This is a genomic window from Flavobacterium fluvii (genome assembly GCF_900129545.1).
Classification (GTDB): domain Bacteria; phylum Bacteroidota; class Bacteroidia; order Flavobacteriales; family Flavobacteriaceae; genus Flavobacterium; species Flavobacterium fluvii.
The window spans coordinates 380260-406908 of sequence record NZ_FQWB01000004.1 but is presented as its reverse complement, the minus strand read 5'-3'; the positions used below and the strand labels follow the sequence as shown (position 1 = coordinate 406908).

Here is a 26649-nt window from a genome sequence, read left to right as displayed (position 1 = left end):
GCCAGGAATTATGCTCTATTACTGTTTATTTTGTTTACGATATTCCAATGGAGTTACTTCATATTTATTTTTGAAGGATTTGCTAAAATATTTCATGTCTGAAAAGCCGGTCATATAAGCAATTTCTTTTATGAGTAGTTGACTGTCCATTATTAATTGTTCTGCTCGTTTTAGCCTAATATCCCTTATGAATTCAACCGGGGAATGACCGGTAAGGCTTTTGATTTTGTAGAAGAAAGTAGTTCGATTGAGTCCAACCAATGCCCCCAAGTCTTCTACCGAAAAATTGTTGTTATCCATGTTTTTCTCGATAATTTTCATCACTTCCTTCATTATTTCTTCGTCCTGATCCGTGATTAAATGTGGTTTAGGGTTGAAATCGTTAATCACGTTGTTTTCACTGGAACCAAAAATATCCTGCAGTCGTTTTCTCTGATGGAGCAGGTTTTCTATTCGGGCCTTAAAATAAGAAACGCTAAAAGGTTTCGTTATGTAATCGTCTGCTCCATAAGTCAAGCCTTCCAGTTTGCTTTCAATATTGGTTTTTGCCGTGAGTAAAATAACCGGAACATGGCTGGTCTCGACATTGTTCCTGATTTTTTTCAAAAGGTCAACCCCGTTCATTTTGGGCATCATGATGTCACTAATGACGAAATCAGGGTTTTCTTCAATGGTTAATTGATAGCCCATTTCTCCATTATCGGCTTCCAAAACTTGATAATCGTCTTCAAGAAGGTTTTTTATGAAGGTTCTTAATTTGACATCGTCTTCAATAACCAAGATTTTAATTTGCCCCTTGTCTTTTTTTGAGGGTGCTTTTTGTGTTATTTCAATATTTTTTTCAGATTCTTGTTCCCTTTCTTCTAGTTCAAAATCTACATCATCGGAAAAATGTTCTTTTCCAAGGTTGAAGTAAACCGAAAAAGTGCTGCCTTTGTCGGGTTCGCTCGTTAAATCCAATTTAGCCTTGTGTTTTTCAACCAGTTCTTTGACCAATGATAGTCCAATACCGGTACTTGGATTACTTCTTTTATCATTGAAGGAAACAAATCTTGTGAAAATCTTGTTATGTTTTTCTTTGGCAATTCCTATTCCTTCATCGCTGATATGGATTCCTATTTGTTTTTCGTTTTTTGTGATGCTTACGGCAATAGCCTTTCCTTTTGGAGTGTATTTAAAAGCATTGGACAACAGGTTCATGAGAATCTTTTCCAATCCATTTCGATCGGCCCATATTTTGGTATTGCCAACTTCTTCATCAAAAGTAAATTGGATGCCTTGTTCTTTGGCTATTTCAAGAAAATCATTATAAATGTCTCTAACAAATTCCGTAATATTTATTTCAGAAACCTTGATGTTTACATCTTGAAATTTACGATAGTCCAAGACTTGATTGACTAATCTCAGCAATCGATTTGAGCTCTGGGCGATATAAGAGAGTTGATCTTTTACAGATTCTGGTGTTCTGTTGTCATTAATAAGATATTCAATTGGGGCAGTTATCAAGGTAAGAGGAGTTCGTATTTCATGAGATATATCAATAAAAAACTTTTGTTTCATATCCGACATTTGCTTTTCCAATTTTACATTAGTCTTTAATCGATATATCGTATTCAGGGTATAATTGATAAGCAGGAGTATTGCCGCAATTGTTATTGCATATAATATATGGAATAAAGTAGTATTCCAAATAGAAGGTTTGATGGTTATGGGAAGCCGTCTTTCGTTCATGGCCCATATTCCTTGGCTATTTGTCGATTTTACCCTGAAGACATAATCGCCTTTGGGAACATTGGTATAAATTGCCGTTCTCTGGTTTTGAATGTAATTCCAGTTTTTGTCAAATCCGTCCAGTTTGTAGGCATATTTGATGTTTGAGGGATTTTTATAATCCAATGCGGCAAATTCGATGGTAAAGAAATTTTGGTTGTGTTTTAAAATTAAATTTTTACTGTTGTCAATGGAAGAACTAATATTGGGTTCTTTATTTTCGGCATTTTTCTGATTGAGAAGCTTGAAATTGGTAAAAGCCAAATAGGGTGCCGAGTTGTTGGTCTTGATTTGATCGGGGTAGAAATGCAAAAGGCCGTCGGCATAGCCAAAAAGCAATTCATTGCTGTTCAAACTGAACCGGGTGGCTTCCGAAAAATTGAGTCCATTTGTAATCCATTTTATTTCTGGATATACTTCGAAGAATTCTTTACTTGTATTAAAACGGGTTAGATTATTATCTGAAGTCACCCATATATTGCCATCAACATCCTCCAAGAGGGAAAGGATATTTTCAGACGGCAATCCGTTTTGTCGGTTGTAATTTTTAAATGTAATAGGAAAACCAAAAGCATCTTTTTTAACAACTTTGTTGATGCCACCATCTGCCGTGGCAATAAATATATCCTTTTTATTGGTAATACAAAGATCAATGATGTCGTTGCTGGTAAGGCCTTGGTGTAAATTGGTCGTGCTTTCATAACTTTTTATTTTAGAAGAACCCTTCGTTATATTATCAGGATTAAATGCAAGTAGACCATTTGTTGTCCCCACATACATTAATCCTTCATGGGATTGTTTGATACAGCGGATTTTGTTGAAGTTCTCTATGGGGTAGGTTTTCCATTCGTTCTTGTAACTTATAAATCGAGTGGTTCCAGATGCATTGGGGGCTACAAGATTTACCCCATCCAAAGTGCCGATCCAAATTTGATTTTTTTTGTCTTGAAAAACAGAATAGATATCATCGTTAGTTAAGCTGTAAGGATTTGATGCTTCGTTTTTAAAATTTATGACTTTGTAGGTAAATGGTTTGTTTTGGGGAATCAATTTGTATAGTCCGTCTCCTCTGGTGCCAATCCATACGTTGGATTGCGAATCTTCAATTATGCTGTAGCCCGCTTTGTTCCAAATGGCGTTTTCTTTTAATTGGCCTGAAGGAGAAAGACATCCAATTTTATTTAAATTTTTGTCTAAAACAATAATTTGCTTTTGTTTGGTACTCACCCAAATGTTTCCATCCTTTGTTTGGCGTATGCATCGAACCCCTTTTACCGTGGATTGCAAGGGATTGGAATTGATTTGCAAGGTTTTGAAATTATTGTCGCTAAACACTACTTTGATGAGTCCCGACGTTTGGTAACTGTACCATAAATTTCCCTGTCTGTCGAAAAATGAAGAATTAAAATTATTGGTAAAATTGCCAAAACGGGAGAGTGGAGGAGGCGTAAAAGGAGTTAGTTGATGTTTGATTGGATCGTATTTTGAAAAATTGCCGCCATTGGGTTGAACCCAAATTTCCCCTTTTTTATTGGTAACCACCTGGGCTCTTGTCAGGACAGTGTTTTTTTCCGTGTTTTGGTAATTGGTATTGAAATAGAACAGTTTTTGTACCAAAAAATCAAAAAGATAGATTCCTTTTTCATTATTATTTACAAACCAAAATTGATTGTTTTTGGTAATGGTAATTGGAATAAGGTTAGTGGTTTTTAATTGTGGAAAGGACTTTGAATTATAAATTTGTATGTTACCGTTATAAATATTAATGGTACAGAAGCCTTGATGGTCTGTTATGGCAAGAATTGTATCCTCGTTTAGCTTTTCCAAACTAATTATATTGGAGTTCAATTCTAATTTTTGTGTTTTGAAGGTCTGATTTTCTTTTGAATATTTTGCAATTATTCCATTTGAACCACCGAACCAAATTTCATCACCAAGTTCAACAGCAGCGTAAAAAGATTTTTTTTGATGGTCTTGGTTAGTAAAATAGTTAATGGTTTTATCAAGGTTGTTTTTTTTTACCAAGGTTATACCGTTGTTTGTCAACAGCCATGAATTTTGTTTGTAATCTTCATATATGGCATAAACAGATGATGCATTAAGATTTTTATGTTTTTTATTATAAATTTTTGTCGAAAACAATAAATCGGTGACGAGAATACACCCTTGATCTTTAGATAATAACCAAACAAATCCCGATCTATTTATCTTTATTTTGCTTAAAGCAAATCCTTCTTTAGAAGAGTTTGACATTAAATCAGTACTCCAAAAAGTTTCGGTTTCAGGATTAAAGCAATAGGTGTTTGATTTATCAGAGTTGGTTTTAAACCAAATGCGACCATTTGAATCTTCAACAATTTGATTTATGCGTTTGTTTTTAATGAAAACTTTGTCGGAAGATGTTGGTTTGTAGTTCTTGAAAGAATAGCCATCATATTTGCTAATGCCATTATATGTTGCCAACCATATAAAACCCTTTTTGTCTTGGATGATTTGATTAATTATATTGTGCGGAAGACCATTTTCCACCAAGTAATGTTCGTAAGAATAATTTTGCTGAGCTCTTATTCCCATTAAGGGCTGAAGTGCCATGAAAAACAATAAATAATGTTTTGTAAGTAATTTCATTTAAAATGCGTTAATAATAGTTTTAGAATAATCTAAGTGATTTGAAAACTTTGTATTCTATTATATCTCTTCAAGCTAATTTGGATTTTTCCAAGGTGTTTTTTTTTTAGCTGATTAATTCAAAGATAAATGATTTTTACAAATATGGTTTACATGATTGTAATCCGTGCGGACTTTTAAATTTATGGGTTTTAGTGTTTCTTAAAAGTGCTTTTCATTCACGAATAGACTAAATAAATTGCTTTCTTTTTAATTAAAATGTGTTAATTGTTTGTTTATTAGTTGTTTGTGTTTTGTTTGGTGTTTTTTTTCATAAATTATTGAGAGACTTTTTTTTTAGTTAAATGGTCTTAAAAATTCCAATTTAATGGATTTGGATGTGAAATGCCCCCCCATAAAATGTGAATTGCCCATACTGTTGTTTGTTAATGCGGTTAGTTTTGTAACCCAATGTTTAAAATATAAAACCGATGTTGCGCAAAATTATTTTTTGTTATTACTGGCGTGCTTAACTGCTTCTTTTACTGTAGCTAAAATCAAAAAAAAAATACCTAAATCAATTATTATAATTTATGAAAACTATTTGCAAATTTATTTTGATAGCAATTATCGGAAGTTTAATTCCTTTATCCGTTTATGCTGGTCCAAGGCAAAAAAAAGTTGTTGCCCTTGATGGAAGTGGGGACTATAGAAGTATTCAAGCAGCTATTAATTCGGTTGCGGCCAACCAAGAAAAACAAACAGTCATTTATATCAAAAATGGATTGTATAATTCAGAGAAACTATTGATTCCAAGTGATAAAAAGAATATCACTTTTAAGGGCGAAAGCCGAGATAAGACAATCATAAGTTATCATATTTATGATTGTAAAGGCGGTTTAAACAATAAATGTCCGGCAGAAGATGTTGCAAAATGGACAGGGCAAGCCATTCGCACATCGGCAACGGTTTCCATTCAAGGCGATGGGTTTCGAGCAGAAAATATAACTTTTCAAAATACGGCGGGACCAGTAGGCCAGGCTTTGGCCATTTATGTCACTTCCGATAAAAATGTTTTCGTCAATTGTAATTTTTTGGGATATCAAGACACCGTTTTTTTGGCTACGGACAATACGAGAAGTTACTTTAAAAACTGTCTTGTTTTAGGAAGAACTGATTATATCTATGGAGGAGGCATTGGGTATTTTGATGCTTGTGAAATACGAAGTTTTGGAGGTGGTTGGATTACGGCACCCAGTACACCAAAAGGACAAGATTATGGTTTTGTTTTTTATAAATGCAAACTAACGTTTTCAGAAAAAAGCCCAAAGGAAAACGATAACCAGCAGTTGGTTAGCTTAGGTCGTCCTTGGCATAATTTTCCGAAAGTAGCATGGATTCAGTGTGAAATGGGAAAAGAGATTAATCCTGCAGGCTGGCCTACCATTTGGAACATGCAATACGCCTCGACAAGTGAAGATTTGCATTTGTTTGAATACAAAAATACCGGAGCTGGAGCCAATATGTCCCAACGAGCCAATTGGACAGGAATCCGTGAGCTTGGTTCGGAAGAAATTCATTTTTATTCAGTGAAAAATGTTCTTAAGGGACAGGACAATTGGCAGCCCCTTTAATTTGTAGATTAATAAAATTTATAAAAATGAACCTATATTATTAATGACTATTTAACCAAAAAACAAACCAAAAAACAAACCAAAAACCATGAAAAAATTATTAAAAAAAACAAACGGTAAAAAAGGATTACATATCCTCTTTTTTATGCTGTTAAACCTCTCCGCTTTTGCCCAATACGATAAAATTGTTGCAAAAGACGGGAGCGGTGATTTTACCAACGTTCAGGCCGCCATTGATGCAGCACCCACTGCGCGCACAACTCCCTATAAGATTTATGTTAAAGCCGGAAAGTATGTTGGACAGCTTAGCATACCTTCAACAAAACCTTTTATTGAATTAATTGGCGAAAGCCCTGCAAACACAATACTTAGTTATGGAGATGGTTTGGGCGGAACAACAACTTTTACCATCAATGCAAACGATTGTATGCTGATGGGGTTAACTCTTGAGAATACCCAGGGTTATTTATCGGACGGTCCCCAGTCTTTAGCGATAAAAACTAATGCCGACAGGGCAGTGTTTTATAATTGCAGGTTCATAAGCGGACAAGATACGGTTTATCATCCTGGAAACGGGAAACTCGTGTATTATAAAAACTGTTATATTGATGGCAATACCGATTTTATTTATGGCTCAGCGATTGCCGTTTTTGACTATTGCGTGATTTATGGAAGAGACCGAGTAGATGGAGGAAGTGGAGGAATTGTCACAGCATCCAACACACCACAGTCACAAGCTTATGGACAGATATTCAGGGATTGTATCATACCAGCCAACAATGGCGTTACTGTTTACAGCCTTGGACGACCATGGCAGAATGATGCCACTACTTTAGATGCAAATAGGGCAGGCAACAAGACCGTTTTCTTGAACACCAAGATGAGTACTTCTGTTGCTCCTACTGGGTGGTCTGTGTGGGATGCCGGAACGAATACCAGTGTTATCACTTATGCTGAATACAAGAGCGTGGGGTTTGATGGTTCACCGATAGATGTAAGTAAAAGATTATCGTGGTCAAAACAACTATCCGATGCAGAAGCTGCTCCTTATTACGTGAATTCAAATTTCTTTGGAAGCTGGAATCCCTATGCAGTTTGGGCAGATCTTCCTGCGGGAAACAACTTTACTCCCGTGATTGCCTTAACAAATTTCAGAGCCAAAAGAACGACATCTCAAGCATCATTTCTTTTCAACTTGGCTTGGCCAGTAAGCGGAGTTACCTACACTCTTTACAGAAGCACTGACAACAAGGCTTCATACGCTCCATTGAAAAGTTTTACAACAAATAACGATGTAACAATAGCCAATCAGTTTACAGATGCATTACCTCCAGTTGGAAGTGCCTATTACTATTATATTGAAGCATCCAAAGGGTCAGAGGTCAACAAAAGTGAAGTGGTGACAGTAGATCCTGCTATTCCTTTAAATGGTGATTATCGATCAAAAGGTTCGGGTATTTGGGCCAATAATATTACTTACTCTGTTGTCAAGGCAAGCAATGTGATAACAGGCATAACCGTAACAGGAAGTCCAGCAGGTTTTGATGATGCCAATCCGCCAAGTATAGTAATTAGTGGAGGCTCAGGCACGGGAGCTACTGCCACTGCTGTTGTTTCTGGGGGGAAAGTAACGGCTATTACTGTAACCAATGGTGGTACTGGTTATACCGGTAATCCGACGGTTGCTGTTGCGGTGAATGCCAATTATCCGTCATTGCCAGCATCTATCTGGGAAAAATTTAATTCTTCAAACAGTACTTGGGAAAATGTACCGTTCGGCACTTCACATTCCAATGCCAATGTTACCATTAAAAGTGGTCATACCGTTACAATTACGGCTCTTTCTAGCGTAAATGCATTGGTTGTTGAAGCAAATGCCGTATTGAACGCCACTGCAAATTCCAGTTTACGTTTTCTTTCCGATATTGTTAACAATGGAAGTATTGGTACCAATACAACAGACAGAATTAGTCTTACCTATTCAAATACTGCAGCGATCGCTTCAGCAACGATATCGGGTACCGGAACCTATTTGGTTAGCAGCTTAAATACACTTGCCGAGTTACAGAATGCCACCCTGACTATCGATCAGAATATGAATATTACGAACAATGTAAATGCCCTTTACGGTAATTCTGGCAATCAAGATGTCAATAATATTACTTTTATTATAAATGCCGGTAAAACTGTTGTCGCCAAGGCTCTGCATAGTTCAGGATCTACGGCTACTGCAGCTAATTATCCAAAATATGGTAAATATGCTTATGTAATTAATGGTACTTTAGATACAAGTGCAAGCACTAGTACCAGTGCTTTTATACCTTATGAAGCTACAGGATCTACAGACCCGACAGTAAGCTTGACTGTAAATGGAGCTTTAATACTAGGAACAGGAGGTCTTAAGGCCATAACTACAACCTCAGGTACTCCAGAAATAGGAAAAGTGTATCTAACGATTGGTGATGGCGGAATTGTGGATGCAACAAGAGCTACTACTTTTGATACGGGAAATAAATTTTTTGTTACCAATGGCAGCGGTGTTTTAAAACGAGTAGTAGGAGCTACAGATGTGAAATTTCCTGTTGGGTCAGCGGGTTCAACCGTTGCAAATCCAATAATTTTGAATAATTCAGGGGTAGCAGGAAATTTCTCTGTTTCGGTCAAAAACATACTGGATGTTCCTGTTAACAAGGCAATAAATAAGCAATGGACTGTCAATGCGGAAACTGCGGGAGCCAATCTTTCAGTGAAAACACAATGGCTTAGTGCAGACAATGGCACATTTAATGCTTCAGATGTCTCATTTTCTTTGATAAGCAAAACGGGAACTAATGCATGGGCAAGTAATACAGCGGTTTTAGGAGGAAGCGGAACACTTGCTAGTCCTTATACTGCAAGTGTATCGGGAATCACATCCTTTGGAACTTTCAGTGTGATGAGCGGAAATTCCATTACTCTGGATTTACTTTCGTTTAATTCCGATAAAAGAACACTTACAGTATTTCCAAACCCATCCATCAATGGAAAAATAATGGTTAATTATCCCATCTCCTTAAAAGGGGCAAGCTTGAGCATCAGCAGTTACGATGGTCGAATTCTTAAACAGGTATCTCCAGTTTCGGAATCCTTGCAGTCTGCCATCGATATTTCAGATTTGGCCGCTGGTTCGTATATTTTAATCTATCAAAACGGTGCAGATAAAAAAACGGTCAAATTTTTAAAACTTTAAATTTGAATTAGATGGGTCAATATCACTGGAATTTGCAGCCATATTGGTAATTGAAATTAAAAAAATATGAAAAACTCCTTATTACTATTTGTTTTCCTTTTTATTATGGCATGTCAAAAAGATGTTGAAAACATCACGATCAAAGGGATCGTTTTTGATAAATACACACACAAACCTATAAAAAACAAAATAATAGGTATTAAGATCGAATGTTGGAAATATGGCAATAGTCCTGACGAAAGCTATGCAGAACATGAAATAAAGCGTATTATAGTTGGCTCTAATGGAAATTATTCTGTAAGTTTTAACCAAGGTGCTTTTGTCACTTTTGATGTAGCAACAGATGGATATGGTAGATATATAAATAGTTTATATGTTAATAATAAAGAAGAAACTCATAATATTGACTTAATTCCACTTCATTAAAAGCGAAACCCCTGCTAAGCATATTTTTAATAGATTTGTGTTTGTCACAGGTAGGAAAGAACACTGTTTAAAATTTTATCTATCAATAGGTGACGGATAAAAAAAAAAAACGGTCAAATTTTTAAAACTATAAAATAATTTCGAGGTCAAATCTGCTGATATTTTTCATGAAACTAATTGTTTGAACTCCTGATCGTCCAAAAAACTTCTCAAGAAATTGAGAAGTTTTTTTTGCTGTAAACTGAGAATATAATAAAGTTAAGTCTTTAAAGAGTTGTGTCACGATTTATTGTTAAACTACCCCTTTATTAATGTAATAATACCCCTCTGGAATTGCGCTGGGTTTATAAATTAGCAATCTGAAATTAGCGACAAATTGATTTTGCTTTAATGATATTTTTTTAAAGCACTTTTATATTTCTGAAACTAAGTTTCATTAATACATTATTAAAAGCAAAAAATGAAAACCATTTACAGATTTATTCTATACTTATTTATAAGCAATTTTTTTACAATGGCAACAATGGCCCAATCTTCAAAAAACATTGTTGTCGCACTAGATGGCAGTGGAGATTATATGAAAATTCAAGATGCTGTCGACACTGTATTGCCAGGACAGAAGCATCGTACGGTTATTTATATTAAAAATGGATTATATAATACTGAAAAGATCTTGATACCAAGTGATAAAAAGAATATCACTTTTAAGGGTGAAAGCCGAGATAAGACAATCATAAGCTATCATATATATGATTGCAAAGGAGGGCTAAACAATAAATGTCCGGCAGAAGATGTTGCAAAATGGACAGGGCAAGCTATTCGCACATCGGCAACGGTTTCCATTCAAGGCGATGGGTTTCGAGCAGAAAATATAACTTTTCAAAACACGGCGGGACCTGTAGGCCAGGCTTTGGCCATTTATGTCACTTCCGATAAAAATGTTTTCGTCAATTGTAATTTTTTGGGATATCAAGACACCGTTTTTTTGGCTACGGACAATACCAGGAGTTATTTTAAAAACTGTCTTGTTTTAGGAAGAACAGATTATATATATGGAGGAGGCATAGGGTATTTTGATGCTTGTGAAATACGAAGTTTTGGCGGCGGTTGGATTACGGCACCCAGTACACCAAAAGGACAAGATTATGGTTTTGTTTTTTTTAAATGCAAACTAACGTTTTCCGAAAAAAGTCCAAAGGAAAACGATAACAAGCAGTTGGTTAGTTTAGGTCGTCCGTGGCATAATTTTCCGAAAGTAGCTTGGATTCAGTGTGAAATGGGGAAAGAAATTAATCCTGCAGGCTGGCCTACCATTTGGAATATGCAATACGCCTCGACAAGTGAAGATTTGCATTTGTATGAATATAAAAATACCGGAGCCGGAGCCAATATGTCCCAACGTGCCAATTGGACAGGAATACGTGAGCTTGGTTCGGAAGAAATTCATCTTTATTCTTTGAAAAGTGTTCTTAAGGGACAGGACAATTGGCAGCCCCTTTAATAATTAAAAAAAATATAAATTTTATAAAAAATAATCATGAAAAAACGAGTGTTGGTATTAATATGTTTTTTAGCATTTTTGGACACATTTGCACAAAAGGATTTAACTCTTTGGTACAATAAACCATCAAAAGCTTGGACAGATGCTTTACCACTAGGTAATGGTAGATTGGGCGCCATGGTTTATGGTGTGCCCCAGTGTGATACCATCCAAATTAATGAAGATACTTTTTGGTCTGGAAGTCCTTATCAAAACACTAATCCCAATGCAAAAAACAGTTTAAAAAAAATTCAAAAATATATTGAAGACGAGAATTATATAGATGCCCAGAAATTGACACTCAATGATATAATTGCAGATCGTAAAATTACATCTCACGGCCAAGCTTATCAGTCAATAGGAAATCTAATTTTAACTGTTCCAGGTCATGAGAAATTTACCGATTATTACAGGGAATTGGATTTGAAAACTGCTATCGTAAAAACCAAATATAAAGTTGATGGGGTTGAATATCAACGAGAAGTGTTTACTTCCTATCCTGACCAATTAATTATTATTCGCTTAACATCAAATCAAAAAGGAAAAATCAGCTTAAACACCTCTTTTGCCGGACCATTAAAAACACAAATGGTCAAAGTGATTACAGAGGTTCCTCTAGGACAAGATAAATTACTTGTAGTTAATGGAAAATGCACAAAAGATAAAGAGGAAAATATTCCCAATCTATTGAATTTTAATACGCAGGTCAAAGTTGAATCTAAAGGAGGTACTCGACTAACAGATTCAAAAAGTATTTCTATTAAAAATGCAGACGAGGTAATTATTTACGTTTCTGTGGCAACAAACTTCAAGAATTACAAGGATATTTCGGGTGATGCTGAAAAACAGGCAAAAGAGTATCTATCTAAATTTTCAAAAAAATACGAAAAGGCCAAAGCCGATCATATTTTTGCCTACCAAAAACAATTCAATAGAGTTCAATTTAATTTGGGACAGTCTGATCAAATATTGAAACCTACCGATCAACGAATTGCAGAATTTTCCAAAAATGATGACCCGGCATTAGCAGCAATGTATTTCCAGTTTGGGCGCTATTTATTGATTTCCTCTTCACAACCGGGAACCCAACCAGCCAACTTGCAGGGAATATGGAACCCCAATTCGGGTCAATATCCTGCTTGGGACAGTAAATACACAACCAATATAAATGTGGAAATGAACTATTGGCCTGCTGAAGTAACTAACTTGAGTGAATGTCATGATCCTTTCATCCAGTTAATTAAAGATGTAAGTGTTACGGGAAAACAATCGGCTTCCGAGATGTATGGCAGTAAGGGATGGACACTTCATCATAATACGGATTTGTGGCGCATGACAGGAGCAGTGGATAAAACTGCCGGGATATGGCCTACTTGTAATGCGTGGTTTTGTTCTCATTTATGGGAAAAATATCTTTTTTCAGGTGATATATCTTATCTAAAAGAGGTCTATCCGATTATGAAAAGTGCATGTGAATTTTATCAAGACTTTTTAATTAAAGATAAAAAGACCGGCTATCTTGTTGCTTCACCGTCAGTTTCTCCTGAACATACTCCAGGATTACATTCTTATGAAGATGTAAAAACTGATGGAACTATCGGTAAAGAAAGGTGTAATGTTTTTGCAGGCGTAACAATGGATAATCAAATGATTTTTGATTTGTTGTCCAACACCATTGATGCAGCCAAAATTTTAGGAATTGATGATAAATTTTCGGGAGAGTTAAAAGATATTCGTTCTCAATTACCCCCAATGCATATAGGGAAGTTTACCCAATTACAAGAATGGTTAGAAGATTGGGATAAAAAAAATGATGCTCATCGTCATGTATCACATCTTTGGGGTGTTTTTCCTGGTAGAGAAATTTCTCCAAACAAAACTCCTGAACTTTTTGAAGCTTCCAGGAATACACTTGTTGGAAAAGGTGATGCAAGTCGTGGTTGGTCCATGGGGTGGAAAGTTTGTTTATGGGCGCGTTATCTAGATGGTAATCATGCTTACCAATTGATTAAAAATCAACTTAATTTAAAGCCTGTAAACGCCACCATAAAAGACCCAGATGGTGGTACATACACCAATATGTTTGATGCTCATCCGCCATTTCAAATTGATGGTAATTTTGGATGTACTGCCGGAATCGCCGAAATGTTGTTGCAAAGCCATGATGGTGCGGTATTTTTATTGCCAGCACTGCCTGATGCTTGGTCAAATGGATCCATATCTGGCTTAAGAGCGCGGGGTGGTTTTGAAGTAGAAAATATGGAATGGAAGAATGGAAAAATAAAGTCCGTGACAATAAAATCAAATTTGGGAGGAAATCTTAGATTGAGAAGCTATACCAAATTAGGAGGGAATTCAATCTTGAAAGCGAAAGGGGAAAATCCTAATCATTTCTTTAAATTCCAACCCGTGGAAAAGCCCGTAATTTCTACACAGGCTGCTTTCAATGGAGTTAATGTTCCAAAAGTATTTGAATATGACGTTGATACAAAAGGAGGGAATTCATATGTTTTCACTTTGGCAGAATAATTTATTTTATGTTATTCATTCAAAAAAACTAAATATGTTAATCCATAAGGCATAAAAAACATAAAACAACCTGTTGACCAATAAACCAAAAAATATGTATTCAGAACTTAAAACACAAAATAAAACTAGAGCCAATTTATTCCAAAAAACAGCCATTTTGCTTTTGTTGTTATTCGGATTGTCTGTCCAAACATATGCCCAACGAACCGTTGAAAAACTGAATCGGGGTTTGGTCGCCATGCGCTTAAACGCCAGTCAAGTCTATGTTGGCTGGAGAATGCTGGGAACTGATCTTACTGACACAAGTTATAATTTGTATTGTGATGAAGTAAAACTGGCTGGAAGCCCTTTTACAACAAGCTATATACTTTAATGCACGATCCCCAATACAGAGTAGCAATTGCTTGGCAAAACTCGGCCTACAATCAGCCGTCACACCCAAGTTTCTATTTAGGTGTTGATATGGCTGCTCAAACACAACCAAATGTAGGAGCAACAAACTTTTCAACCAATGAGTTTTCAAATAATGGCTCTTCAGCCAATGCCATTCTTTATCCAAATCCAACAAGTCAAACTTTTACAATTATGGCAGAAGGAAAATTCACTTACTCAATTCACAACATTCTAGGACAAGAGTTGGGGTCGGGGAAAGGTGAAAATCAATTAGAAGTAGGGCAAATATCAGCTGCTTCAGGTGTTTTCATTATCACCGTGAAATCAGAAAAAGGAACATCATCAATCAAGTTGATTAAAGAATAAAGCAAATTTCAACATCAAGAGCCTCAAGATTTTTCTTGAGGCTTTTTTTATGTCTCGTCTTAAAAAAGTTGACTATAATTTGTCAACAGAAAGAACGGAATCAAAGCATTCATGGAAAAGAACAGCTTTTGCTTTTGCAATGATTGAATGCAAGATGATGTCTTCATCAGAATTTTTTAACTTCAGGAAAAAGCACAAAAAACAGTATCAATATTATGGTTTTGAAAAACGTAACTATTACAAGTTACAATTTATTTAACTGATTTTATGGGCTTAACAACCAGTAACGCCAAGGGTTTGTGATATACCCCCTCTTTTATTGTGTTTAGACCCTGTCCAAGTATAAGTCCAATCATAAATTTGTTTACTGAATAATTTTAATGGATATAATTAATAATAATATAAAAAAACAGATAGAAATATGATGATTTAATTAACCAACTAAAAATTAAGATCAAGTAAAATTATACTTGACTTTGAAAAAAACCAAAAAAAAACCAACTAAACTAAAATGTATGAAAAATTATTTGTCAAAGGATAACTTTGGCTTGTTTGAAGTGATAGAAAATATAATAAAAACTACAATTTTAATTTCTTTTGTATTTATGTTTTCACTCACCGTAGCAGGAAAAACTAAAGAAAGTAAGCAATCCGTTTTAGGGTCGTCAATTGCAAGTTCTGATTTGCAAAATTCTAAATCAATAAAAGCTAAAACATTATTAGTGCAAAACGAGATTACTGTTTCGGGAACTGTCGTCGATGAAAAGGGGCTTGGATTACCGGGAGTTTCCGTTATAGTGAAGGGGATGTCCCAAGGCTCATTGACCGACATGGACGGGAATTTTAAAATTTTTAAAGTGCCCTCAAATGCCACTTTGGTTTTCTCTTTTATAGGGATGAAGACACAGGAAATCGCCGTCAACGGCAAAAAAAACATCAGCGTCATAATGAAAGACGAATCTACGGATCTTGATGAAGTCGTGGTGATTGGTTATGGTACTTCCAAGCGAAAAGATTTGACAGGATCTGTGGCCTCGGTAAGTATGGAAGACTTAAAGGACATACCGGCCACATCTGCTTTGCAGGCCATAGCGGGACGCATGGCAGGAGTCAACGTGACCATTGCCGATGGTTCTCCCGATACGCCCATCAAGGTGCGCGTGAGAGGAGGAGGATCCATAACCCAGGACAACTCCCCGTTGTACATCGTGGATGGATTTCAAGTAAGCAATATAAACGATATTCCTCCGGGAGACATCGAGTCGATTGATGTTCTTAAAGACGCTTCTTCGACAGCTATTTATGGTGCACAGGGAGCAAATGGAGTTGTACTTATCACAACTAAATCAGGAAAAACCGGCAAGACCGAAATTAATGTTAATGCTTATACAGGTATCAAAAATACTTACAATTTGACTGAAGTATTGTCTCCATATGATTATGTGTATTTTCAAAAAGAGCTGGATCCAGGCGTAAGCACCACGAGTACTACCTTTTATAGTATGTATGGTTTATGGGAGGATGTCGATATTTATAAATCAAAGGTAGGTACCGATTGGCAGGAAAAACTGTATGGCAATACGGGAATCCAAAAACACTTTGACATTGGTTTGACAGGAGGCGAATCGAGTCTCAAGTACAAGGTCAATTATTCACGTGACGACGAAGATTACATCATGTTGAATTCGGCCTACAAAAGAGATTATCTCAGCTTTAGCTTGAATAAAAAAATAAGCCCCAAATTGACATTTGATTTTAATTCCAGAATTTCAAATACCGTCATTACGGGACCAAGCGTTTCGAGCGGAAGCAAACTCAGGGACGGAATCAAATATGCCCCGGTTTACAGTTTGACCAGCCAGCCCGGAAATGCATTGGGCGGGGCAGACGACATCACTTCGGCCGAGGCTTTGAGTACGTTGAACGACCCTGTTTACAACATCACCAATGAATATAAAAACCAGGAAAGGCTCAATGCAACAATCAATGCCGGATTAATTTGGAAACCCATAAAAAGCTTGACCGTTTCGTCCAAAGGCAGCTATGGTGCCAACAGGGATTATACCGACAATATCTGGTTGAACAAAACAGGGGAGGCCAGTGCCAATGGCGGACAACCCGTGGCCAGACGAATCGATTACAAAGGCTATTTGTGGACCATTCAAAACACGGTTTCGTACAATGCCGATTTTAAAAATAAAATTCATAGACTGGAATTGATGGCCGGACAGGAAATGTACAATTCCCAAGGATCGGAAATGCGCAGCGATTCCAAATTTTATCCCGTGGACTTTACGGCAAAAGACGTTTTGGCTATGTGGAATTATGGAACACCTCAACCTACTTACACCACTATAATGGAGCCATCCAGAACTTCTTCCTTTTTTGGACGTGCCAATTACACATTCTATGATCGCTATATTTTGACATTAACGGCCAGGTCTGATTCGAAAAACGTGTTTTCTCCAGAAAATCGTACAGGCTTCTTTCCAGGTGCGGCAATTGCATGGAGGGTATCTGATGAATCATTCATGAAGTCAACCAAGAACTGGTTGTCCAACGCCAAGTTTCGTTTGAGTTATGGAGAAGTAGGAAATGCTCGAGTAGGCTCTTATTGGAGACAAGAATATGGTTTTCAGTCCAACAGCAGAAGTTTGTATTATTTAAATGACCAACCACAAAGTGCCCTGGTTACTTCGAGTGTACTGAAAAATGAGAATTTAACATGGGAAACCACGGTGTCTGCCAATTTAGGACTTGATTTAGGCTTTTTTGATCAACGTCTAAAGGTAACAGTTGATGCATATCAAAATGACGTCAAAGATTTAATTTTAGGTGTTGCTTTACCTTCTAACTCAGGTTATGACACCCAATATCAAAATATAGGAAGAACTTCAAACAAAGGTTTGGAGATTACCGTATCAGGGGATATCATTAAAAATAATCGATTTTATTTATCTGGAAATTTCAATATCGCATTCAACAAGAATGTCGTGAAAGAATTGGATGGTTCCAGCGAAATGATTGCTGCCACTAACTGGGCACCAGCCGTGGGAAGAGATGATTTCAGGGCCATTGTGGGACAACCGGTTGGTTTAATGTACGGATATGTTTCGGATGGGTATTACACCTTTGACGACTTCACTTATGATAATACGCAAAAGAAATGGATTCTAAATTCTGGGGAGGTTGACGCGTCTAAAGTAATTACCACTTCAGGCAATTATTTTGGACCAGGTCATATCAAACTTAAAAAATTAACTGATGACGGCACTACAATAATTACCCCAGATAAAGACAGGAAAGTAATAGGAAGAGCACAACCCAAGCATATTGGAGGATTTTCCATAAGTACGGGGTATAAAGGTTTTGATTTGACAGCTATGTTCAATTGGTCTTACGGCAATGATATTTATAATGCCAACAAGATAGACAATACCACTTTCAGCGGTTCTAAAAGATATCAAAATATGAGCTCGGAAATGAGTATCGAAAATCGATTTACGACAATTGATCCTGCAACCGGATACAATATTATGTTTGGTGATAATGCAAATCCTCAATTATTGCAAGAAATCAATCAAGGGAAAAGTTTATGGCATCCTCTTTCCAATTCCACAATTTTAACTGATTGGGCCATTGAAGATGGTTCGTTTTTAAGATTTGGGAATTTAACACTGGGTTACACATTACCTGAAAGTGTAACAAATAGCAAGTTTGTGCAAAAAGTACGTTGTTATTTTGCCGGAAACAATTTAATGATTTGGACCAAATATACGGGTCAAGATCCAGAGGTAGATGGTATCCGCTCCACACCATTAACGCCAGGTGTAGATTGGTCTGCTTATCCAAAAGCAAAAACATTCCTTTTTGGAGTTAATGTAACATTTTAATAAAAAAGACATGAAAAAATTATTATACTATTCCAGTTTTATTTTTTTATTAGTGGGTATTTCTTGTGACAAAGAATTTTTGGACACCACATCACCATCCAAGTTGAGTTCAGAAACTGTTTTTAAAACTCCTTCAATGGCTAAAGCGGCATTGATGGGGGTATATGGAAAAATGACGGATACCAACATTTATGGACAAAAATTATCCGTAAACTGGCAAGGTTTTTCGGATATCGAGACCAATCAGGGATTTACTTCGTCATCCTATGATTCAACAACAAGTGATCAGGGAGCAGGGAATTTTTATGACGATCCGTATAATCAAACCACAAAATGGCAAGGATTGTTTCAATTGGCCGAATTGGCTTCGGCCTCGGTTGACGGTATCAGAAAATCTCCAATCCTGGAGTCTCAAGCTGCTAAAATGAAGCCAATGTTGGGTGAAGCACTGGTTCTTAGGTCATTGGCTTACTTTGAGTTGGTTCGCAATTGGGGTGATGTGCCTTACAAGGAAGGAACTTCTCAATCTGATTTATCCAATGTTTACATTGGTAAAGTGGACAGAGATATTATTTATGCAAGTTTGGTTAAAGATTTACAAGAAGCAGAAGGGTATTTGCCATGGCTAAAATCCAATGCAGAGTATGCAACTGTTGAACGTATTTCAAAAGGTTTTGCCAAGGGGCTTTTGGCAAGAGTGGCACTTTTTGCAGGTGGCTGGTCTTTACGAGACGGAAATTTGTTTCCTGAAAAAGATCTTGAACACAATACTTCAATACCTGAAACTGATGGTTACTACGTGGGAAGAGTTAAAAATTGGAGAGACTATTATCAAATAGCTTCCCAACAAACAGCTGAGTTGCTTGGAAATTCAGCAAATCCACATCGTTTAGATCTTGATTACGAGAATATTTGGAAATCAGTATGCGGATTACAACAAAATGCAAGCAATGAAAATTTATTTGAAGTTGCCTTTGGTCTTGGGAATAATGGAGACATCGGTTCTTTGATGGGATACGAAGTTGCCGGTAATTCTAAATATGGCGCTAACGGTTTTGGAGGTTCTTATGTTGGTTCCCAAGCCTATTATTTCTATTCCTTTACTCCTGAAGACAAGCGTCGTGATGTTACTCTTAGCTGGTTGAATTACACATCAAGTAACGTTGAAGGCGTGAAAAATGATCCGCTTAGCGTCAATTTTGCGAAATGGAGAATATATTGGATGTCAAGTTCCTATTTGGGATTGCATAAAACTGCCAATTCACGTGTGGCTACAGGTGTCAATTGGATATTAATGCGCTATTCGGATATTTATTTGATGTTTGCCGAAGCAGAAAGTACCCTAAATGGAACCGATGCCGTGAACCCGGTGGCAGGAATGTCGGCCAGACAAGCCTTGGAAAAGGTTCGTGAAAGGGCTTTTGGAGCAGGATCTCCTAAAATTAAAAGCTATGATGCCAATTTTTTCGAAGCAATTGTCAACGAACGTGCTTGGGAGTTTGGCTGCGAAGGCATTCGCAAGCAAGATTTGGTTCGTTGGGGTTTGTTGTATGACCGAATCGAAACCATGAAAAAAACACTGTGCCTAATGTTTGACAACAAACAACCAGTAAAGATTTTTGACAAAACTTACCAACCAACTGATTTCCCTAAAACGGTGTATTATAAATTTAAAGATGCTGAATACATAGACAAAAGTTCGCTTAATTATTATACAAATCTTTCTGCCAGTCCAGGTCCGGAGTACAAGAGCATAAGCTGGTTTCCCACAAATGCGGCAAAGCCACTTAGCGGTACAAATAAAAATTACGTAGACTGGCCCGTAAAAACGTTGTTGGCTGGTACAGGATTGTATAAAGATTATGATTATACTGGATTTTTAGCCACTATGAGCAATGGGACTGAAATTCAAAATAGTCTTGTCCAATATAAAAAGGGGAACGCAACCTGCAATTATAGACACTTTTTCTCTATATTTTATGAGGATGTTTTTGAGTCCAAGGGACAAATAAGCAATTCGTACGGATTTTAATCATTAATTTAATTTTATTTACAATGAAAAATATACTATCAATTTTTAGTGCTTTGCTGTTCCTTGTAGCCATAGCCAGTTGCGAAAAAGATTACAATCAATGGGAGGTAGATTCTAGTACAGACAGGCTTTTTAAATCCATTATTTTTGAAACATCGGTAATTAAGCCAACGTCAGTGGAACTGAAATTCACAAAATCAATTTTGGCTACAAAATATGTATTTGAGTTCAGCAAGGATTTAGAGTTTATGCAAATTTCAAAAAGGGTTGAGCTTTCGGCAGACAAATTAATTCCATTCGCAACTTCCGGCAATCAGGCCAAGGTAGAGTACCGCGAAATGTTTGATAATCTTGACGGCACAACGGCTTATTATGTGAGGATGAAAAGTATTGATGAAAAAACGGGCAAGGAATCCAATTACAATCAAATCAATTTTGTAACTCCTGCAGAACAGCTTTTTACTGGATATAAAGCTACATCTACCAGTATAAGTTTAAAATGGACTATTTCACCCAAGGTAACCAATGTAAGTATATATAGCGAAACTTCGGTGTTGATCAAGGATTTTGTATTGACCCAACAACAAAAAGATGCTGGGATGCTTACAATTGATAATTTGGCTTACGGTACAAATTATGTGGCCAAAATTTTTAATGAATCCAACAATCGTGGAAGCTTGAACGTAAAAACAACTGGTCTGTTTAATAGCACTATCTACAAAGTTTTACTGGCGGATACGGCATCTAGTATTGGAACGGCCTTACAAGGCCTTGTCGCTGGTGGAGCCAAAGATATAACTGTTGAGTTTGCTGCTGGGACAGTCTACACTATTGGAGGAGATATCACTATTCCTACAGGAATAAACAATATAGCTTTTGTAGGTTCTGTAAATGATACTGGTGTATTGTCCAATTTGAAGAATGCTACATTTAGACTGCAGGGTAATGTCAATAATATTATATTGCAAAATTTGGCTACGACTTCTGCGGACAGTTTCTTTATTGATTTGACAACTAGAACATTGAATGATATACAGATAGAAGGATGTGATATTTCCAAGATAAATTCTATTGTTAAACTTGGAGGAACTTGTGTTGTCAACAATATAAATGTCAACAATTGTTTGGTTTCACAAACTGGAGGTTATGGAATGATGAATGTAGGGACAGGAAGTACCGTCAAGTCGATTAATGTTACAAATTCTACACTTACTGAAATTAGTACCCGTTTTGCCGATGTCCGTATTAAAACAAATATTAACTTTAAGAATATTACTTGTGTGAACATTACAAGAGCGATGGGACATCTTTGGCTATTTGACAATAATAATCCTGTACAGGTGTCTGTCCAGAATTGTATCATTGCCGGACCAAATGGTGGAACCCAACTTAATAGCACTAATGGGACTTACAGCAATATTCCTATTTCGTATGCAGGTAATTACAAAACCAAGGATGTGCCTATTGGAACAAGACCTTTAACTGGTATTACAGATATTCCACTAACCATAGCAGACTTTTTTGTAGATCCTGCCAATGGAGATTTCCACGTTAAGCCAGGTATTGGTTTCGCAGGAACCGGAGTTGCTGGAGATCCTCGTTGGTTTTAAAAGTTTTGTAAAGAAAATATTGTTATATCAATTAGTTAGTTGATAGGAAGAGGGGGAGAATTCTTTGGAATTTGATCCCTCTTTTTTTTAATTTTCAACCTACATTTTCATTAAGTTAATTGGTCTAGCAATTTCAGCAATTTTTATCAAAAATGATTCTACTGTGCTGTCAGTGGTCTTGAGTATATTAATATTTCAATTACTTGTTAGCAACTCGCATCAATAAACTCCTAAAGAAATTTAGAGTTTTTTTTCGTATTCTGAAAATAAAAAAAAATCATATAAATCTAAAAGCAAATTGTTCGATATTTTACCTGAATAGTCTACAAAGTTCAAAACCTCTAAAGCAATTTAGAGGTTTTTTTATGCCTAAAAATAATGACTTTTAGTATTGTTCCCCTAAATTTGCAATTCAACAATAGCTAATTTAGTTCCTGTAATTATGATTGAAGCGTATGCCCTGGTTTTGGTTGTGTTACTATTGGTCTTGGGATTCCTGTCATGGCGTTTATGGCAATCCGAAAGAACCAAAAAAGAACTGCTCGAAAAATACACTGCTCTTGAAATGAAAGTGGATGGTATAAAACTGGACACCTTGGAGTCAAGGCTGAATCCCCATCTTTTCAAAAACATTCTCAATTCGGTGCAATCGCACGCTTATCAAACCTATTTTGCGTTGGATAAATTGGCCAATGTTTTGGACTATATTTTGTATGACAGCCAACAAAAATGGGTTTCGCCCAAAGAAGAAATCGCATTTGCGCTAAATCTCATCGAAATACATAAAATTAAAATAAGTCCGCTTTTTGAATTGAACGTGAAAACCAAAATCAGCGAAACCGAAAAGCTGTATGAAGAAGCCCTGTTGGCTCCGATGTTGTCTATCGATTTAATTGAAAACGCATTCAAACACGCCGATTTAGTGAGTCCGGATGCTTTTATCACCGTACTTTTTGAAGTGAAGAACAATTGTTTCATGCTGACGGTTTCCAATAAAGTGTCGGATAAAAAAGCCATGAAAAAAGGACGAAGCGGATTGGGAACGGCAACCTTGGAACAACGCCTCAAAGTTATTTACAAAAACCAATTTCAACTGGACAGAATAGTTGAAAACAACGTCTATACCGCTCAACTAAAAATCAATCTCCTTGACTACAAAACTCAGATGCATACTGCTGGATGATGAATTGCACGGCTTGACTTATTTGAAAATGCTTTGCGAACAAATCCCGGAGCTGGAAATAGTCAAAGTATTCAATTCCCCTGAAAAGTTGTTCGAAAAAACCAGTTCGATAGATTTTGATTTGTGCATCACCGATATCGAAATGCCCGGAATGGATGGATTGACACTGGCCAGCCGATTGCAGAACAAACTGGTTGTTTTTACCACGGCTTATAAAGAATATGCCTCGGAAGCTTTTAACATCGATGCCGTGGATTATATCACCAAACCCGTAACCAAAGAGCGATTGCACAAAGCGGTTCTCAAAGCCTTGGAAAGACATAAAAACACGATTCAAAACGCCTCGTTTATTACGTTGAATACCGATAAAGGAAAAGGAATCGTTTACATCAATCAATTGGTGCAAATTAAATCTGCGGAACAGGACAGCAGGGATAAAGAAGCACTTTTAACAGATGGAAGTGTGCTGGTTTTGAAAAATATTAATTTCGAAACCTTGCTGCAACAAATTCCCGAAATCCAATTTTGCAGGGTAAACAAGAAAGAAGTCATCGCCATTCCCCAAGTCAAACATTATACGCACAACGAAATTACGTTGAAACAAACCGATAAAAACGGAAGTTTCATTCGAGTATTGTTGAGTGAAACCTACCGTTCTGTCTTTATGAAACGGGTCGCTTTTTAACTTGTTAACCTAGATTAGTTTTAAGTTCCTGCAAGGTCTTTTTTGAGACCTTGTAGGTGTCTTATTAATAGTATTCAGACCTACAAGGTTGAAAAAAAACCTTGCAGGATATCCAATGAATGACAAATTGCTGAATAATCGAATTCAGGTTATTACAAAGTTTTTCCTTCTTGTTACAATACCCGAAAAAGGATGGGGTATTTGCTTTTTTTCTATCCAAACACTTTTCATATTTGTATCCAATTATTGTTAATAGAAATTCAAGAAGTATGAAAAATTTTAAAAGTTCATTGTTTTATATATTGATTATAGGCGGATTTTCGTCTTTAATCTATGCCATAATTATCAATGGAAAAAAATTGGAAGAAGGACAAAACATTGTTTCCAATACAAAAGCAAATGGTCATTGGGCCGATTTTGTTGCCTCGATGATGCATAATTTGCAAAGTCCATTGTCCATACTTTTGGTGCAAGTCATAACGATAATCCTGGTAGCCCGTTTTTTTGGATGGGTTTTCAAGAAAATAGGCCAGCCTTCGGTTGTGGGTGAAATCATTGCGGGAATCGTTTTGGGGCCTTCGTTGCTGGGAATGTTTTTTCCTGAATTTTCAGGAATGCTTTTCCCGAAAGAGTCCTTGGGCAATTTGCAATTCTTGAGCCAAATTGGATTGATTCTTTTCATGTTCGTCATCGGGATGGAATTGGATTTAAAAGCATTGCGAAATAAAGCCCACGATGCCGTGGTTATTAGTCACGCCAGTATCATTATTCCGTTTGCTTTGGGAATGGGTTTGGCTTTTTATATCTATAAATCATTTGCTCCGGCAGGAGTTGAATTTACTTCTTTTGGTTTGTTTCTGGGGATTTCCATGAGCATTACGGCTTTTCCTGTATTGGCCAGGATTGTCCAGGAAAGGAACATTCATAAAACAAAATTGGGAACCATAGTGATTACTTGCGCCGCCGCCGATGATGTTACGGCTTGGTGTATTTTGGCTGCAGTTATTGCCATTGTAAAAGCAGGTTCGTTTACCAGTTCCTTGTATGTTATTGGGTTGGCACTTTTGTACGTCTTGCTGATGCTGAAAGTGGTTCGGCCATTCCTGAAACGAGTGGCGGACATCAATCGTACCAAAGAAAGTTTGAACAAACCCATCGTTGCCATCTTCTTTTTGACCTTGTTGTTTTCTGCCTATGCTTCCGAGTTAATTGGGATTCACGCCTTGTTTGGTGCTTTTATGGCGGGAGCGATAATGCCTGAAAACACGAAATTCAGGACTATGTTCATCGAAAAAGTGGAAGATGTTTCCATTATCCTTTTGCTTCCTTTGTTTTTTGTGTTTACAGGTTTGCGAACCCAAATCGGATTGATTGACGATGCTTATTTATGGCAAATAACGGGTGTGATTATATTGGTGGGTGTGGGCGGCAAGTTTTTTGGGAGTGCCTTGGCCGCAAAATTTGTGGGGCATAATTGGAAAGACAGTCTTTCCATCGGCGCCTTGATGAACACCAGGGGACTTATGGAATTGGTGGTGCTGAACATTGGGTATGATTTGGGCGTATTGTCGGCCGAGATTTTTACGATGATGGTCATAATGGCTTTGGTTACCACTTTCATGACGGGACCGGCATTGGATTTAATCAATTATATTTTTAAAACGAAAACAACTTTTGTGCCTGAAACCATTGGAGACAAAAGCAAATACAAGGTGCTGCTTTCATTTGATTCCGCCGAGAAAGGAAAAACATTGCTTAAGGTGGCCAATAGTTTGGTCAAAAAACAAACGGAGAACACCATTGTGACTGCCATGCATTTGAGCAGGAGTTCCGAGTTGCATACTTTTGATGTAAAGGACCATGAAAAGGAAACTTTCCTGCCCATCATAAACGAATCCGAAACATTGAATCAAAAAGTTTATACCTTGTTTAAAGTGTCCAATGACGTCAATTCCGATTTGATTGACACGGCCAACCAAGGAGAATATGATTTATTGTTGGTCGGTTTGGGACAATCCATATTTGAAGGAAGCTTGCTTGGAAAAGTCTTGGGTTTTACCACCAGTATCATGAATCCAGATCGATTTATCGACAAGATAACCGGTAAAGAAGGCTTGTTTAAAAATTCCCCATTTGATGAAAACACCCGCCAGATTATAGCCAACAGCAAAATGTCGGTTGGAATTATTGTGGATAAAGGATTGGAACAAATCGAAAACGTGTTCATCCCGATATACAGCAAAGAAGATGCTTTCCTGCTGGAATATGCACAAAAACTCATTCATAACAATGGTTCCCAAATTGTGATTTCGAATGCTTTGGACGAGGTAAAAAACAACACGGTTATCCAGGAAAACATTCGCTCCATCGAGCAAGTGGCTCCCAATCATATTATGTTGACAAACGAGCGAGTGATTGGAAAAGAGTTGTTGGCGCAACAGGATCTAGTCATCATCAGTCTGGACAGTTGGAAAAAACAGGTTGATGCCCAAAGTGTTTGGCTCAACAATACGCCAACCATTTTAATTGTAAAACTTTAATGGAAAGCGGAACAGGGTAAGCGCATAATTCAAAAAAATGGTCGCAGATTGCTTCGCCTATTCGCTCTCGCTCGGGGCGCAGATTTTAATGTGAGTTTTTATTGTGAATTAGCCGCTTTCAACAGAATTTACGCAAATTATTTTCTATACAGTCAAAAGAAATCTTCAAATCTGCGGTGAAAAAAATCTTCTGCGTTTATCAAGGAAAAACA

General features: G+C 36.8%; 14 protein-coding genes. 13 read left to right on the top strand and 1 reads right to left on the bottom strand.

Features of this window, described 5'->3' with window-relative positions:
- Positions 1–18: 18 nt before the first annotated feature.
- Complete coding sequence (locus tag BUC16_RS11615; protein ID WP_084546164.1) at positions 19–4398, bottom strand: hybrid sensor histidine kinase/response regulator transcription factor; 4380 nt, start codon at positions 4396–4398, stop codon at positions 19–21.
- Between the two features lie 572 nt (positions 4399–4970).
- Between BUC16_RS11615 and BUC16_RS11610 the strand changes: the two genes are divergently transcribed.
- The 13 genes from BUC16_RS11610 (at position 4971) to BUC16_RS11545 (ending at position 26437) form a co-directional block, all read left to right on the top strand.
- A complete protein-coding gene (locus BUC16_RS11610; protein ID WP_073370742.1) occupies positions 4971–6011 on the top strand; it encodes a pectinesterase family protein in 1041 nt (346 codons plus the stop codon).
- Between the two features lie 88 nt (positions 6012–6099).
- The gene (locus BUC16_RS11605; RefSeq protein WP_073370740.1) at positions 6100–9240 is read left to right on the top strand and encodes a pectinesterase family protein; all 3141 of its coding nucleotides are present in this window, start codon (positions 6100–6102) and stop codon (positions 9238–9240) included.
- A 66-nt stretch (positions 9241–9306) separates the two neighbouring features.
- On the top strand, positions 9307–9666 hold the full coding sequence (locus BUC16_RS11600; protein ID WP_073370739.1) for a hypothetical protein: 360 nt from the start codon (positions 9307–9309) through the stop codon (positions 9664–9666).
- 460 nt (positions 9667–10126) lie between these two features.
- The gene (locus BUC16_RS11595) at positions 10127–11167 is read left to right on the top strand and encodes a pectinesterase family protein (RefSeq protein ID WP_073370737.1); all 1041 of its coding nucleotides are present in this window, start codon (positions 10127–10129) and stop codon (positions 11165–11167) included.
- Between the two features lie 36 nt (positions 11168–11203).
- Entirely contained in the window at positions 11204–13735 is a 2532-nt protein-coding gene (locus tag BUC16_RS11590) for a glycoside hydrolase family 95 protein (protein ID WP_073370735.1), read from the top strand.
- 94 nt (positions 13736–13829) lie between these two features.
- A complete protein-coding gene (locus BUC16_RS17950; protein WP_073370733.1) occupies positions 13830–14108 on the top strand; it encodes a rhamnogalacturonan endolyase family protein in 279 nt (92 codons plus the stop codon).
- The gene (locus tag BUC16_RS11580) at positions 14108–14494 is read left to right on the top strand and encodes a T9SS type A sorting domain-containing protein (RefSeq protein ID WP_073370730.1); all 387 of its coding nucleotides are present in this window, start codon (positions 14108–14110) and stop codon (positions 14492–14494) included. Before BUC16_RS17950 ends, BUC16_RS11580 begins: the two co-directional genes overlap by 1 nt.
- Positions 14495–15099: 605 nt before the next feature.
- Complete coding sequence (locus BUC16_RS11570) at positions 15100–18387, top strand: SusC/RagA family TonB-linked outer membrane protein (protein WP_073370781.1); 3288 nt, start codon at positions 15100–15102, stop codon at positions 18385–18387.
- Between the two features lie 10 nt (positions 18388–18397).
- Positions 18398–20419: a RagB/SusD family nutrient uptake outer membrane protein gene (locus BUC16_RS11565; RefSeq protein WP_073370727.1), complete on the top strand. Its 2022-nt coding sequence runs from the start codon at positions 18398–18400 to the stop codon at positions 20417–20419.
- A gap of 23 nt (positions 20420–20442) precedes the next feature.
- Complete coding sequence (locus BUC16_RS11560) at positions 20443–22029, top strand: DUF5123 domain-containing protein (RefSeq protein WP_073370725.1); 1587 nt, start codon at positions 20443–20445, stop codon at positions 22027–22029.
- Positions 22030–22471: 442 nt separating this feature from the next.
- Entirely contained in the window at positions 22472–23212 is a 741-nt protein-coding gene (locus BUC16_RS11555; protein ID WP_073370724.1) for a sensor histidine kinase, read from the top strand.
- Positions 23178–23897: a LytR/AlgR family response regulator transcription factor gene (locus BUC16_RS11550; protein ID WP_073370722.1), complete on the top strand. Its 720-nt coding sequence runs from the start codon at positions 23178–23180 to the stop codon at positions 23895–23897. The genes BUC16_RS11555 and BUC16_RS11550 overlap by 35 nt, the downstream gene beginning before the upstream one ends.
- Positions 23898–24166: 269 nt before the next feature.
- Positions 24167–26437 carry a cation:proton antiporter gene (locus tag BUC16_RS11545; RefSeq protein WP_073370721.1) on the top strand — a complete coding sequence of 757 codons (2271 nt, stop codon included), beginning with the start codon at positions 24167–24169 and terminating at the stop codon, positions 26435–26437.
- Positions 26438–26649 lie beyond the last annotated feature (212 nt).